Below are 14,895 nucleotides of genomic sequence, written 5' to 3' on the forward strand. Positions count from 1 at the left end.
CGTACACCGAGCGCTTGATCTTCTTAAGAAGGGTCGCCTTGGCCTTCTCGATGCTCTCGTCGAGCTCGATCTTGGTCGGGCGGTACTGAAGCCGCTCGGGCAAAAGCGTGGGTTCGGCCATGGTTACTCCTCCTTCGTATCAAAATCCATGATGATGCCCTCGACCGGTGCAGGTCCAGCGGGGATCTCGGGCGCATCGGGGTTGAGCTCGCGGTCGATATACTCCGGGTTCACGCCGTGGCCGCCCAGATACTCCATGCCGGGGCCCTGGGGCTCACCGGACGCAAGCGTCTCGTTGGCAGCCATGCCGGCAGCGTTGCCGGTCTTTACGGCCGAGGCGGCGCGCAGGGCGTCGAGCTCGCGCTTGCACTCCTGGCACATACCGACGGTACGGGCGGCCTGCTCGGCCTCCATGCCGCCGGCCTTTTGCAGCAGGCGCTTGGCGTAGTCGATCTCCTTGTGCGGGGCAAACGGCTTGCCGCAACGCGAGCAGTGCTCGAGCATATAGACGCTCTTGCTGGTGAGGTCGTCCTTGCTCATGACAGCCAGCTCAAACTCCTCGGTGAGCTTGATGGCCTCCATGGGGCAGGCTTCCTCGCAGCGGCCGCAAAAGATGCAGCGACCGTAGTCGATCGACCAGGTGATGGTATCGGCCGCAAGGTCGGTGTCCATGCGAATGGCATCGGCCGGGCACGCCACGCCGCAGGCACCGCAGGCGATGCAGAGCTCGGCGTTGTGCTCGGGCTTGCCGCGCATGTCCTTGTTGGTGGGAAACGGCGCAAACGGGTACTTGACCGTCGCGTCGCCGGCCTTGGCGTTAACCTTCCAAAGCTTCAGCATATTAGAGCGCCTCCTCATCGAGCGGAGCGGCCATGGTGCCCTCGCCCGCAAGCGGCGACTTGTCGCGCCAGACGTTCTCGAACTGCTCCTTGTCGAGCACGTGGTCGCGCTTGGCGGCGACATCGGTCACCGTCACGCGGTCGGTGCAGGAGTAGCACGGGTCGAGCGAGCCGACGATCAGCGCCGCGTCGCCAACGGTGTTACCGCGGAACATGTAGCGCAGGACCGGCCAGTTGCTGTACGTGGCGGCCTTGGCGCGCCAGCGGTAGCACTTCTGGTTGTTGCCGAGCATGGCCCAATGCACGTCCTCGCCGCGCGGCGCCTCGGTGGCACCGATGGCGTACTTGTGCGGGGTGTACTCCCAATCCGTGGTGAGGATGGGACCCGACGGGCAGTTCTCGAGCATGGTCTCGATCATGTCGATCGAATCGTAGACCTCCTGGATGCGCACGGCGGTACGGCCGAAGGCATCGCAGGTGTCGGCCGTAGCGGCGTGCATCTTTTGGACATCCGGATCGGCATAGCCGTCGAAGGGATGATCAAAGCGCACGTCGCGGGCATAGCCCGAACCGCGCATGAGCGGGCCGACCGGCGAGAAGTCGCGTGCGATCTTGCGGTCCAAGATGCCGATGCCACTCGTACGCTCAATAAAGTTGGGCGTCGAGAGCAAGACGTCGACGAGCTCCTGAACCTCGGAGCGCAGCTGGTGGATGGTCGTGAGGGTGGAGAGCTTCTGCTCGGCCAAAATGTCGCGACGCACGCCGCCGATCACGTTGAGGCCGTAGGTCTTGCGGTGACCGGAGAGCTTCTCGGCCAGGTCCATGGACTTCTCGCGGACGCGGAAGAACTGCTGGAAGCCGGAGTCGAAGCCCGTGTAGTGAGACGCCAGGCCAATGTTGAGCAGATGCGAGTGCAGGCGCTCGACCTCGAGCATGATAGCGCGGATGTACTGGGCGCGCGGCGGGACATGAATGCCCTGGGCGCGCTCGACGGCCTCGGCATAGGCCACCGAGTGGGCGCAGCCGCAGATGCCGCAGATGCGGTCGGCGAGGAACGTCACGGCGTCATAGTTCAGGCGCGTCTCGGCGACCTTCTCCATGCCGCGGTGCACGTAGAACAGACGGTAGTCGGCATCGACGATCGTCTCGCCCTCAACGAACAGGCGGAAGTGGCCGGGCTCGTCGGAGGTGATGTGCAACGGTCCCATGGGGACGAGCGTGGTCTCCTTGCCCTTGGTGTCGGCCAAGAATTCGTAGTTTTCCATGTCGCTCGCGGGGGCGGGGCGGAAACGGTAATCCATCGAATCCTTGCGCAACGGGTACAGCCCGCTGGGCCAATCGTCGGGAAGCACCAGGCGACGGCGGTCGGGCAGACCCTCGGGAATCAGGCCGAACATATCGCGCAGCTCGCGCTCGCCCCACACGCAGGCGGGGACGAACGGCGTCACGGACGGGAACGTCATCTTGGCGGGGTCGACCTCGGCACGCACGGTAACCCAGCCGGGGTCCTCCCCCTCCATGGAGATGACGTAGTACACGGCGTAACGGCCGCACAGGGAGCGCTCGTCGTTGCCGACAATCACGGGAATCCAGCCGTAGCGCTCGTAGTACAGGTAGTGGACGGCCTCGGGCAGACGGTCCAGCTTGACGGTGATCGTCAGCTGGTCCTCGCACTGCCACTCAACCTTCTCGATAGCGCCCGGCACTGCGGCGCGCAGGGCCTCGACGTGGCTTTCGCAACGACGAGCGTAGTCCTTCTTTTCAGGTTCTGCCATGGTGCTAATTCACCTCGCTTGTCTTGGTCTGGGAACTGAACACCATGCGGTAGAGAGGAGCCTCGTGGAGCTCTTCGACGCTCTGGTTCAAAACGACGGACGTTGCATCCTCGACGCCGCTCGTGATGGCGACCGGGGTGGCGATACCGAACCACATGACCACGATCGCGAGGGCGATCTCGGGGATGATCATGAGGGCGGGCACCTCGTGGCGCTTCATGCCCTCGGGCGCCTTGCCGAAGATGGACTTGAGCGCGATGCCGGTAAGGGCAAAGTACACGCCGGTGAGGCCAATGGCCACGAGCACGACCACCCAGATGGGACCGGACTGGACGCCGGCCACGAAGGTGAGGAACTCGGAGATGAACAGGGCGAACGGCGGGAAGGCGGCGAGCGCGAGCAGGGCGATGATGGTGAGCGCTGCCGTGACGGGAGCGATCTCGACGACGCCCTTGATCTTGTTCAGGTCGCGGGTGTGGTAGATGTGCTGGATGTTACCGGCCATGCAGAAGGCGAGCGCCTTCGTGAAACCGTGGAAGATGCAGTGCAGCAGGCAGGCGGCGATACCGAGCGGACCACCGATACCCAGGCACAGCGCGACCACGCCGACGTTGTCGACGGAGGAGTACGCGAAGCGGCGCTTGATATCGTCCTGCTTAAAGATGCACAGGGCGGCCACCAGGATGGACAGCGTGCCCAGGATGAGCAGGAGCGTACGCGGATAGGTGTCGCCCACCGTGATGATGGACAGGGAGTAGAAGCGGATGATCACCAGCATGGCGCACTTGAGCAGCACGCCCGAGAGCAGCGCGGAGACCGGGCTCGGAGCCTGGGAGTGCGCGTCGGGCAGCCAAGTGTGCATGGGGAACAGGCCCGCCTTGGTGCCGAAGCCGATGACGATGAACGCGAACGCGAGGCGCACGAGCATCGGGTCGAACTGGTCGGCGTAGGGCATGATGGAGGTGAGGAAGGCTGCCTCATGCGCGTTGGGCATGATATCGGCGGCGTTCGCGTAGATGAGCAGCGTGCCGAACAGGCCGAAGGCCACGCCGGCGGTGCAGACCATCGCGTACTTCCAAGACGCCTCGAGCGCCTGCTTGTTCTTGTAGATGCCCACGAGGAACACGGTCGACAGCGTGGTGGCCTCGACCGCCGCCCAGGTGAGGATGATGTTGTTGGACAGGCAGGCGAGCAGCATCGTGAAAACGAACAGGCTAAACAGCGCGTAGTACTGCTTGGTGCGCTCGGCCGGCATGGTCTTCTCCTCGATATCGATCTTGATATAGGAGATGGAGTACACGCCGGTGATGAACCCGATGATGCCTACCAGAAGGACGAAGATCGACGAGAGCGAATCGAGATGGAGCCACAGGCCCAAAGCGTCGATATTCTGCCCGCTCGAGAGCATGGTTCCCGCGGTGACGACCGAAAGGACGAGGGTCGCCGCGACGGAGATGGTGTTGAGCCCCGCAAAGACGCTGTAGGACGTCGTCTTGGGGAGCGCAGTCATAATCAGGGAGAACACGAGGGGACAAGCGAGCAGGGCGACCGTCAGCATTGAAACATCCATGGCCTACCCCTTCAATTCGGTCAGGTCGTGGGAGTCGAGCGACTTGGTGTCGTTCCAGATCCTCACGACGACGGCGGACATGATGATGACGGCGAAAATGGCGTCGGTGGCGATGCCGATCTCGATGATCTCGGGGGCCGTGGGCGCGAGCAGGGCGAGCGTCACGTGGCTACCGTTCTCCATAAGGCAGTACCCGAAGATTTGCTTGAGGATGTTGCGCTGGGAGATGATGCACGTGAGGCCGACGAAGAAGTGCGCGAAGCTGATGGCGAGGGCCGGAGTAGCCACCTCAGCGGTGGGCAGGCTCAGGCGCGTGACCACCGCGAAGCAGATGGCCACCTCCAGACCGGTGAGGATGATGGTCCAGGCCGGCTTGATGGAGGAGGTCAGCGTGCTATCGGCAGGCGAACCCATCTTTTTGTAGGCACGGTTGAGAATGAACGGAACGAGGATCACCTTGGTGACGAAGGCCGACGCGGCCCACATGAGAAGCTCGGTGGCACCGGTGGTGAGGCCCAGGGTGAGCAGCACGCCCACCAGGACAACCGACTGGATCGCGTACCACTTAATGGCGGACGGGATGGTCTTCGAGACGACCACCATGGTGGAGGTCACGATCAGAAGACCGCCCAGGATATTGACTAACGAATAACCCATGTCCTACCTCCTAACCCATCCAACTAGAGGACAGAGGACCGGCGACGACGACCATGATCATGAGGACGACGAACACGAACGCCATGGCGCGCGGAAGGGGCTGGCCGGCGGCCACGGTCTCGCTCGGCTCACCGGGCAGGACCTTACCCATCCAACGCAGGAACCATGCGAAGGTGGCGACGGTCTCGACGACCATGACGCACACGAGGACGAAGATGACCGTGTTGGAAGCACCAACCGCGAAGCCACCGGAAATAATCTGGAACTTGGAGAAGAAGGTGCTCATGGGGGGCACGCCGGCGATAGCGGTCGCGGCGACCGCGAAGCCCACGCCCGTGACCGGGTACTTCTTCATGAGGCCCTGGATCTTGGGCAACATACGGGTTCCCAGCGTGAAGCTGAGGGAGCCGGCGATGAGGAAGAACAGGGTCTTGGTGAACGCGTGGTTGAAGATGTGCTCGACGGCGCCGTTGAACGCCATCTGGCTTCCGAACACGGAGAGGCCCAGGCCGAAGAACACGTAGGCGAGCTGCGCGATCGTCGAGAAGGCGAGCAGGCGCTTCATATCCTTCTGGGGCAGGTACATGAGGAAGCCGAAGAGCATGGTCACGACGGCGTCGATGATGGCGACCCAACCGACGATCTCGGGGATATCGCCGGCACTCGCAAGAGCGCGGGCGAACACGCACACGCCGACCTTCACCATGGACGCGCCATGGAGGTAGGCGGAAACGGGCGTGGGGGCCTCCATTGCGGAGGGCAGCCACATGTAGAGCGGGAACTGGGCGGACTTGGCCCAAGCGGCGAACAGGATGAGCAGCAGCACGACGGTCTTCATACCGGAATCGAGCTGGGAGATCGCGCTCAGCGCGAACGTGCCGGTTCCGGCGAACAGGAAGGCCGCGCCGATGTAGAGTCCCAGAGCGCCGATATGGGTGATGATGAGCGCCTTCATACCGGCCTTCTTGGCCGTGGGCGTCATGTAGTAGCTGATGAGGCCCCAGGAGCACACGCCGGTGATCTCGAAGAAAACGAGCTGGCCGACGATGGTGGAGCTGTAGGCGAGACCGGCCATGGCGCCGATGAACGTGGAGAAGTACACGTAGAAGCGGCGACGGGGCGCGTCGGGATGCTCCTTGTTCTTATCGCTCATGTACGGGAACGAATAGATGACGACGAGCAGGCCGATAGCGACGAACGCGGGTGCGAGCAGCGTGCTCATCCGGTCGAATATGAAGCCCATGACCAAGGTCTGGCCCATACTCGCCCAGGTTACATCGACCGCGTTCATGCCGTTTCCGGCAAACGTCGCGGCCAAGCCAACGGAAGCGACCGTGGCGATGCCGCCGGCAAAGGCGCAGATCCATTTAGCGTAGGGACGCGGCAGCATGACGATGAGCAGGGAGCCCAGCATGGGGACGGCGATCGCCACCATGGCAAAGAGGGACAAGCTCGATTCGATTGACATAGTTTCTCCCTTCTCCCTACACGCCTACGACGACGAAGACGAACGCGAGGACCGCGATGCCGACGACGGCCCAGGTCTGGTTACCGAGCACCTTGAAGCGCGAACGGGAAACGGAGTTCTCGAGCACGCCGCAGACAACGAAATCGACCAGGCACTTGACAAGGAAGACGACGGCGCCCACGAGAGCGGTGACGCCGATGGTCGCGGGCTCTCCCCAAGGGATGAAGATGGAGGTGAACCAAGCGACGACCACGACCTGCTTCATGCCCATGGCGAGCTTCATCATGGCCAGGGACGGGCCGGAGAGCTCGGCGAGCGGGCCCTCCTGGAGCTCCTGCTCGGCTTCGGCCTGATCGAACGGAAGCTTGCCGAGCTCCATGTAACAGGCGGCCGCGAAGGCGACGCCGGCGAGGATAACGGCGACGACGCTCGAGACGTTGCCCGTAACGATGTGCTGGCCCATGGTCGCAATGTCCGTGGAGCCGCACACGATGGCGACGGTAAACAGCGCGATGAGCATGGACGGCTCGATGAGCACGCTCATGAGGAGCTCGCGGATACCGCCGAAGCCCGCGTAGGCGTTGGAGGAATCCACGCCGGACAGCGCGAAGAAGAAGCGGGACAGCGCGAGCGCGTACATGATGGTGATGGCGTCACCAAAGACGGGCATGGGGCTCTCGAGCGTGAACATGGGCAGGCCCATGGCGAGCATGAACGACACCGCGAGGAACAGCGGCGGCATGATGCGCAGCACGAAGCTCGAGTCGGAACTCACGGACTCGGGACGCGCCATGAGCTTCGCGAGGTCCCGGTAATCCTGAAGGATGGACGGACCGCGGCGATTGTGCATCTTCGCGCGAATCACACGGGCGAGGCCGGAGAAGAAGGGCGCGACCAGCATGACCACGAGGCCCTGCGCTATCGCAAGAACGATGTTCATAATATCCTCTCCCCTCTCTAGACCATGACCACGGCGAGCACGAGGAAGACCACGAGCGCCGCGACGATGTAGCAGATGTATACGGAGTAGTTGCCGCCCTCGATCTTGGAGGCGAGGCCGGCCAGCTTATCGGCACCCTCGCTCGGTGCATCGACCAGGAAGCGGTCGGGCAGGGGCTCAACGCCCTGGGCGACACCGGTGAGCTTCTGGAACACGTGCGCGATGGACCAGCAGATCTTGGTGCATACCTCGCGCAGGGTGTAGAGCGGGCCCATGAAGAGCTCTACGTCTGACGCGAAGCTCGTGGCGACGACGGGCATGTGCTCGTTGGGCTCGTAGCCGCACGCCCAAGGGTCGGTCTTCTTAGCGGGGGCCTTGGTGCCGAGGCAGGATCTCAACACGAACGCGAGGCCGGTGAGGACCACGAGCGCGATGGCGATCGCGGGGGTGGAGGTGGCGGCACCGGAAATCTCGTTCACCAGAGACACGCCCGAGGTGGCTGTGACGGCAGAGCCGGCAAGCACGCTCTGGGCGACGTCGCCCAGAACCGGGGCGATGACGGGAGAGCCGATTCCCAGCACCACGCAGATGGCCGCGAGGAGCATCTGCGAGAACAACATCGGAGCCGGGGACTCCTTGGCGTTCGCGGCCTCCTGGGAACGAGGGCTGCTCGCGAACGAGACGCCGTAGGCCTTCACGAAGCACGTGACGGCCAGGGCACCGGTGATGGCGAGGGCGGCCGCGGAGGCGACGGCGAACACCATGACGACCGGGTCGGAGAGCGTCGAGATGTTGAACAGGGACTGGTAGGTGAACCACTCGGAAACGAAGCCGTTGAGCGGCGGGATAGCCGAGATGGCAAGGGCACCGATGAGGAAGCAGACGGCCGTGACCGGCATACGGCGGAACAGGCCGCCCATCTTCTCCATGTTGCGCGTACCCGTGGCATAGAGCAGGGAGCCCGCGCCGAGGAACAGCTCGCCCTTGAACATGGCGTGGTTGAGCGTGTGGTAGAGGGCGGCCATGAGCGCGATCGTCGCGATGACGTCGTTGCCCAGGGCGTGCGCCGTCATGGACGCGCCGACACCGAGCAAGATGATGCCGATGTTCTCGACGGAGTGGTAGGCCAGCAGGCGCTTAATGTCGTGCTCGTGGAGGGCGTAGACGACGCCCAGGACCGACGAGATGGATCCGAAGACCAGGACCATGAGGCCCCACCAGAGCTGGACGCCCGAACCCGCGAGCAGGTCGAGACCGACCTTGAGGATTCCCAGGATGCCGATCTTGATCATGCCGCCGGACATGAGGGCGGACACGTTGGACGGCGCCTCGGGGTGCGCCTGGGGCAGCCAGGAGTGCAGCGGGATGATACCGGCCTTTGCGCCGAATCCGAAGAACGCGAGGACGAAGCACGCGGAGGAGACGGCGGGTCCAAAGTCATGCGTACGGTAATCACTGAAGCTGAAGGAACCGCCCACGCCGTTGGTCATGAGCAGGAAACTCGCCATGATAAGGACAAAGCCCACGTGCGCGATGACGAAGTAGAGCCAACCGCCCCTAATGGAGTTCTTGTTCTCCTCGATAACGACAAGGAAGTAGCTCGTAAGGGACATGAGCTCAAAGGCGACCAGGAACCAGAACACGTTGTCGGCGGTGATGACGAGCATCATCGAGGCGACGAAGGTGTTCATGAAGAAACCGGCGCGCCCGACCTTGCCCGGGTACTCATCGAAGTAGGACAGACCGTAGATGAAGCCCGCAAAGGCGAGGATTGAGATGAGGACCACGATCAGGCCCGCAAGGCCGTTGAGCAAGAGCTCGAGACGGGCGAACGGGAAAAAGAAGACCGTGTTGAGGGACGAAACGTCGCCAAGCACGGCCTCGAGGCCCGCGATGAACGACAGCACCGCGGCGACGGCGCCGATAAGGCAGCCGGCGGTCTTGGCGGCGTTATCGGCCTTGATCAGCAGAACCGAGACGAGCGCACCGATGCACGAGACGGCAAGCGATGCGATAAACAGCGTCATGCTATCCATTGTTTACGCTCCCTTCTGCTTTCTCGGACAGGCCCTGGGCCACGGCGGTAACGTCGACGACCGGACCGTTTTCGATCGAGCGCAGGCGCTTGGCCTCGTCGAGCTCGCGATCGGCCGCGCCGCCCATGACGGTCAGTGCCTTGGTGGGGCACGCCGCCACACAATGCGGGCCGTCCGGATCGAAGGCGCACAGGTCGCACTTGACAGCACAGGTGTACTGGCCGGGAGCCCACGTCAGCAGGCTGCTCAGGGACTTAGGATACGAAGGCGTCGGGTCGCACATGCCTGCGACACCGGCGATAGACGTGCCATCGGGATGGATGGCTCCGAAGGGGCACGCGATGGCGCATAGCCTGCACCCGATGCACTCCTGCTCCTTGACGTGGATGCGATCGCCATCGTGCTCGATGGCATTCACCGGGCAAACCTCGGCGCAGGGGGCACCCTCGCAATGGTGGCAGGTAAGGGCGGCCGAAATACCGCCGGTCTTCACGAGCGCCAGGCGCGGCGTATCCTGAAGACCCTGCATCCGGTGTGCGTCGGCACAGGCGGACTGGCATGTTCCGCAGCCGATGCACCTCTCCGGGTTGATGTCGATGAAGCGGTTCATCCCCACTTCCTTTCAAAATAACGGGCCGGGCTCCCGAACGTACGGGACGCCCGGCCCAAAAAGCCAACGAGAACGGGACTACACGATTTGATTTACGTGTGCCTCGTCGTCGAACTTGGCGGCGCCGGGCTCAACGTCCTGAGGAGCGGCGGCGTCAACCAGAGCCTGCTTGAGCTCGGTGTACTGACGTTCCACCTCGCCCTCTGCCCAGACCTGGTCGGCAATGGCGTCGACCTGGCAGGCGGAGAACTTGTCCTCGGGCGTATGCGAGACCGGGTCGACCTTGTGCATGGTCAGCTCGTTGCACTTGCCGATCCACCACTGGTAGGTCATATAGACCGTGCCCTTGTTGATACGGTCGCTCACGTCGGCGCGGCTGTATACCTGGCCGCGGCGGCTGTGGATCGAGACGATGTCGCCGTTCTTGATGCCGCGCGCCTGGGCGTCCGCGGGATTCATACGGACAAAGCCGGGCTCGTCGGCGAGCAGCGCCAGCGTCTTGCAGTTGCCGGTCATCGAGCGGCAGCTGTAGTGGCCGACCTCGCGGACGGTGCACAGGATGAGCGGGTACTCATCGTCGGGAAGCTCGGAGGGCGCCTCCCAATCGTGCGCCATCAGGTTGGCGCGGCCGTCCTTGGTGGTGAACTTGCCGCCAGCGAACATGTCGGGCGTACCGTGGTCGTTCACATCGGTGCTCTTGACGGGCCACTGGGCGTAGCCGCCCTCGGGAGCCATCTTCTCGTAGGTCGCGCCCACAAAGTTGGGGCACAGGCTAATGCACTCGTTCCAGATCTGCTCGGTGTTGTCATAGTGCATGGGATAGCCCATGCGCGTGGACAGGTCCGCGAAGATCTCCCAGTCGTGACGGCACTCGCCCTTGGGCGGAACGGCCGCGTCAAAGTGCTGGAAGCTACGGTCAGATGCGGTAAAGACACCCTCGTGCTCGCCCCAAGAGGTGGCAGGCAGGATGACGTCGGCGAGCATGGTCGTCTGCGTCATAAAGATGTCCTGGCAGATGAACAGATCCAGCTCGGAGAGCGTCTTGCGCATTCCGGCCGAATCGGGCTCGGTCTGGACCGGGTCCTCGCCGTAGTTGTAGAAGCAGTGCACCTTGCCCTCGTCGACCAGGTGACCCAGGTCGGTGAGCTTGTAGCCCTCCTCGAGCGGGAGCTTTTCCTCGGGCACGCCCCAAGCCTTGGCAAACTTGGCACGCACTGCCGGGTCGGTGACCTTTTGGTAGCCAGGGTACAGGTTGGGCAGCATGCCCATATCGCAGGAGCCCTGGACGTTGTTCTGACCACGCACGGGCGCGAGGCCGGAATTGGGTTTGCCGATCTGGCCGGCAACGCAGGCGATGGAGGCGATGGTGTGCACCGTCTTCAGGTTCTGCTTCTGCTGGCATACGCCCATACCCCAGCCAATGATGGCAGAGGGCTTCGCCGTGGCGTACATCTCGGCAGCTTGGTGGATCAACGCGGGCTCGACACCCGTGATGTCCTGTACGGATTCGGGAGTGTAGTTCTTGATGGTCTCCCACCACTCGTCAAAGCCGTTCGTGTGCTCGGCGACGAATTCCTTGTCGTAGAGGCCATCGTTGACCAAGCAGTTTGCAAAGGCGTTAAGGAACGCGACGTTGCAACCGTTCTTGATCGGAAGGTAGAGATCGGCGATACGCGCGGTTTCGATATGGCGCGGGTCGGCGACGATGATCTTGCAACCCTTTTCTTTGGCTCGCACGATACGCCTTGCGACGATGGGGTGCGAATCGGCAGGGTTATAGCCGAAGAGGAAAATGCAGCCCGCATCCTCCATACCGGGGATGGAGCATGACATGCAACCTGAACCAACCGTGTCCATCAGACCGAGGACAGTAGGGCCGTGTCAAGTACGGGCGCAGTTGTCCACGCTGTGGGTGCCGATGCACGCACGCGTAAACTTCTGCATGACGTAGTTCGCCTCATTGCCGCCGCCTCGCGAAGAGCCGGTGGTCATGACAGCGTTAGGACCATATTCATCAATTATGGCCTGCATCTTAGATGCGGTGAAATCCAGTGCCTCGTCCCAGCTTACGCGCTCAAGATCCGCGCCCTTAGTGCGGCGGATCATCGGGTGCAGTACGCGAGGAGTCAAGATCTTGGTGTCGTTGATGAAGTCGTAGCCGCTCATGCCCTTAAGGCACAGCTCGCTCTGGTTGGTGATGCCGTTGAGCGGTTCGGTGCCCACGACCTGGCCGTTTTGGACCAGGAGGTTAAACTGGCAACCGGCGCCGCAGTACGGGCAGATCACTTTATGCTTCTCCATGACACCCTCCTTCCTTTTTCTGCTACCGAATGCTCGGTACTTATTTGACAATCATTGGGCCTGTATGGCCGCCCGCTTACGCCTCGTTTTCGATGGTGGCGCGGGCACGCTCGGCAGTCAGTTCTGCCAGGCGCTCCTCGTCAACCAGGGTGAGGCCCTTGGTCGGGCACGCCTCGGCACACGCCGGACCGCCGGGACGGTCCACGCACAGGTCGCACTTGAGCACGAAGCTCTTGGTCTGCGAACCCACGCGAACGTCGCCCATCAAGACCGGAACCTGCGTGGTCGCCACGCTCACGGCGCCAAAGGGGCAGGCCATGACGCAGCTCTTGCAGCCGATGCAGTTGTCCTCGTTGACGCCGATACGATGGTTCTTTGGATCAAAGAACAAGGCGCCCGTAGGACAGGCCTTCGCGCACGGGGCATCCTCGCAGTGATGGCAAGCCACCGGTGCGGAGATCTCGTACGTACGCGTCACGCGCAGGCGCGGCGCGGCGATGTTGCCGGGGATGTCGTGCGCCTCGATGCACGCCGCCATACAGGTTTGGCACCCAATGCAGCGTGAGGAATCGGCTACGACTCGTTTATTGCCCATGTTGTTCACTCCCTCCTGAATCCCATGCCGGAGAGACCCTGTCGACGTTGCCCCGGACCGCCCGTGGTCCGGCATCGGCGTATCGAGTGCATGCGGCGAAACAGGCACTTCGATAGAATTCCTCCAACGATATACAGGTTAAATATACGCAGTTGCAGGGGGCAAACTTGAGCATAGGCCCTGCAATACGGGTGTATTGCAGGGGTTTTGGCAGGTTGGAATTATTCTCTAGAAGCTATAAAGGTGAGTGTATTACATGCGTACATCCAAGGGAGATTTCACGCTCGTTTCTGAAGGATGTAGTACGTTTGTAATATCGTTTACACTCATTTACTCTAGTGCAATAAAGTAGTGGTTGTAAGATTGGCTATTATTAGCCGATGTTGTATTTGACTATTCAAATTGCACGCTCATTAAGGGAGGCCAGTGATGTCATCGACTCAAAAACGAGCCATCCTGCAGGTGCGCATTCGCGAGGAAGACAAGCAGCATGCCGAGCGTCTCTACGACGCCATGGGCACATCGCTCGCCGAGGCTGTCCGTCTATTTGTCGCGCAGAGTATTTTGATGCGCAAGCTCCCCTTTCAGCCGGTCGCCGTGCGCTCCAAGGACGGCACGGCCGCCTATGGACTGCTCAAAGCATATGGTGACCCCAATCGCCGCGCCGAGGAGCGCAATGCCTGGATTGAGTACCTTGCCACGGAAAGCGACGATTCGATTTTGGGTCCCGAGGAAGTAGATATCCATGAGTAGCACCATCATCGACGAGACCGTCATCCTGCGCTACCTGCTTGACGACGACGAAGTTCTGTCCCCGCGCGCCGCCAAGGTCATCGCCACGCGCACCGCTCGTGTCTACCCCGAAATCATCACGCGCGTCGTGGTCACGCTGCGCGACGTCTATAAGGTTCCCCGCGTTGAGATTGCCGCGGCCATGAAAAGGCTGCTCGATGACGTCATGGTTGACGAACCCACCGTTGTCGCCCTTGCCGTCAAACTCTTTGGCAAGACCCATATGGACTTTACCGACTGCCTCCTCGCAGCCCGAACCGCCATCTACAACGATGATGTCGTGAGCTTTGGCAAGCCCATCATCCAAGGCATGATCGATTACCGCCACAAGCGCCAAACCGCAGCCGAAGCCCGCGACCGCGCCGCCGAAGCCCACAGCCGAAGCACCGACTCCACCATCGACAAGCTCCGTCACCGCCCCCGCAGCTAACCCCATCCCCTCCTAAGTTGCGGTGAAATAGTTCCTGGATTTAGGCTTATTCGAGCTTTTCAAGAACTATTTCACCGCAACTTTCTGTAAGGGTGGTTTTTAGTGCCGCCGAGGGGCACTAATCAACCGTTTGCCGATATGTTTGGCTCCGACTCATGACTCTGACCTGCCCCGTCAAGCTTTTGGTCAGTTCATGGCAAGGTCTGGCGGACCAAATATGGGATAGCGTAGTGCCATTCACTCCCCCTCGAGACCATGGGGTCGAAAATGAGTCATGATAAACGCTGTTCCAAATCGCAAGCAGAGCTATTCTTCCGGTTATTCGAGGCCCATCATGGCGGGCATCTGTTTGTAGCTACCAAAAAATGGGATGAACGCTGTGCCTACGCGCTCATGCAAAAAGAGATGATTATTCGACTCTACAACCATGTCTACGCTGATCCCGCGTATTGGAATGACCTCGGCGTCGAAGATCGCATCTTTCAATTAGCATCCGCTATTGCGGTCGTTGAACCGGATGCCGTGTTTTGTGGGGCAACGGCGGCACTGCTCTATGGCGTCGGTTCTGCATATTCCCTTCTCGACAAGGTGCAAGTGCTGCTGCCGCGTTCCACCAGACGCGATATGTACGAATTCGTTGAATACCGACGCTGGCGGGCGGGCAACGTATGGCAGCTCGGCCCGTTTACGTTAACGGATCCATATCGCACGGTGGTCGACATCGCCCGAACGAGCGCTTTTCGATATGCACTAGGCTATGTCGACGGGCTGGCTCGTGAGTACGGTGTCGAGCGTGAAGAATTGCGTGCATATGCACAAGCGAACTGCCGCGGACTGCACGGCATTGCGCGCGCATTTAACGTTTTTGAACACATGGATGGC

General features: G+C 61.7%; 13 protein-coding genes. 3 read left to right on the forward strand and 10 right to left on the reverse strand.

What is annotated here, in order from left to right; genetic code table 11:
• Positions 1-123: 123 nt before the first annotated feature.
• The 10 genes from AB5405_RS05905 to AB5405_RS05950 all read right to left on the reverse strand — a co-directional run bounded on the left by AB5405_RS05905 (position 124) and on the right by AB5405_RS05950 (position 12,791).
• Entirely contained in the window at positions 124-840 is a 717-nt protein-coding gene (locus AB5405_RS05905; RefSeq protein WP_368137872.1) for a formate hydrogenlyase complex iron-sulfur subunit, read from the reverse strand.
• A gap of 1 nt (position 841) precedes the next feature.
• A complete protein-coding gene (locus AB5405_RS05910; RefSeq protein WP_118206179.1) occupies positions 842-2,614 on the reverse strand; it encodes a hydrogenase large subunit in 1,773 nt (590 codons plus the stop codon).
• Between the two features lie 4 nt (positions 2,615-2,618).
• Positions 2,619-4,184 (reverse strand): hydrogenase 4 subunit F, encoded by a 1,566-nt coding sequence (locus AB5405_RS05915; RefSeq protein WP_368137873.1) that lies wholly within the window; start codon positions 4,182-4,184, stop codon positions 2,619-2,621.
• Between the two features lie 3 nt (positions 4,185-4,187).
• Positions 4,188-4,841, reverse strand: coding sequence for a hydrogenase 4 membrane subunit (hyfE, locus tag AB5405_RS05920; protein WP_035138044.1), 654 nt, complete (start codon positions 4,839-4,841; stop codon positions 4,188-4,190).
• Positions 4,842-4,851: 10 nt separating this feature from the next.
• Entirely contained in the window at positions 4,852-6,309 is a 1,458-nt protein-coding gene (locus AB5405_RS05925) for a hydrogenase 4 subunit D (RefSeq protein ID WP_055309579.1), read from the reverse strand.
• Positions 6,310-6,325: 16 nt separating this feature from the next.
• Entirely contained in the window at positions 6,326-7,249 is a 924-nt protein-coding gene (locus tag AB5405_RS05930) for a respiratory chain complex I subunit 1 family protein (protein ID WP_055309580.1), read from the reverse strand.
• Positions 7,250-7,266: 17 nt separating this feature from the next.
• The gene (hyfB, locus tag AB5405_RS05935) at positions 7,267-9,285 is read right to left on the reverse strand and encodes a hydrogenase 4 subunit B (protein ID WP_368137874.1); all 2,019 of its coding nucleotides are present in this window, start codon (positions 9,283-9,285) and stop codon (positions 7,267-7,269) included.
• The gene (locus tag AB5405_RS05940; RefSeq protein ID WP_368137875.1) at positions 9,278-9,895 is read right to left on the reverse strand and encodes a 4Fe-4S dicluster domain-containing protein; all 618 of its coding nucleotides are present in this window, start codon (positions 9,893-9,895) and stop codon (positions 9,278-9,280) included. The genes hyfB and AB5405_RS05940 overlap by 8 nt, the downstream gene beginning before the upstream one ends.
• A gap of 78 nt (positions 9,896-9,973) precedes the next feature.
• Positions 9,974-12,196, reverse strand: coding sequence for a formate dehydrogenase subunit alpha (gene fdhF, locus AB5405_RS05945; RefSeq protein ID WP_138340031.1), 2,223 nt, complete (start codon positions 12,194-12,196; stop codon positions 9,974-9,976).
• A 76-nt stretch (positions 12,197-12,272) separates the two neighbouring features.
• Positions 12,273-12,791, reverse strand: a complete 519-nt coding sequence (locus tag AB5405_RS05950; RefSeq protein WP_022095206.1) for a 4Fe-4S dicluster domain-containing protein — start codon at positions 12,789-12,791, stop codon at positions 12,273-12,275.
• A gap of 429 nt (positions 12,792-13,220) precedes the next feature.
• On the opposite strand from AB5405_RS05950, the gene AB5405_RS05955 reads away from it, so the two are divergent.
• The 3 genes from AB5405_RS05955 to AB5405_RS05965 form a co-directional block, all read left to right on the forward strand.
• The gene (locus tag AB5405_RS05955; RefSeq protein ID WP_368137876.1) at positions 13,221-13,544 is read left to right on the forward strand and encodes a type II toxin-antitoxin system RelB/DinJ family antitoxin; all 324 of its coding nucleotides are present in this window, start codon (positions 13,221-13,223) and stop codon (positions 13,542-13,544) included.
• Positions 13,537-14,013, forward strand: a complete 477-nt coding sequence (locus AB5405_RS05960) for a type II toxin-antitoxin system VapC family toxin (RefSeq protein ID WP_368137877.1) — start codon at positions 13,537-13,539, stop codon at positions 14,011-14,013. Before AB5405_RS05955 ends, AB5405_RS05960 begins: the two co-directional genes overlap by 8 nt.
• Before the next feature lie 267 nt (positions 14,014-14,280).
• Positions 14,281-14,895, forward strand: a 615-nt coding sequence (locus tag AB5405_RS05965; RefSeq protein ID WP_368137878.1) for a hypothetical protein, incomplete at its 3' end; no start/stop codon positions are given.

This window comes from Collinsella aerofaciens, from assembly GCF_040920445.1.
Lineage (GTDB): Bacteria > Actinomycetota > Coriobacteriia > Coriobacteriales > Coriobacteriaceae > Collinsella > Collinsella aerofaciens_BH.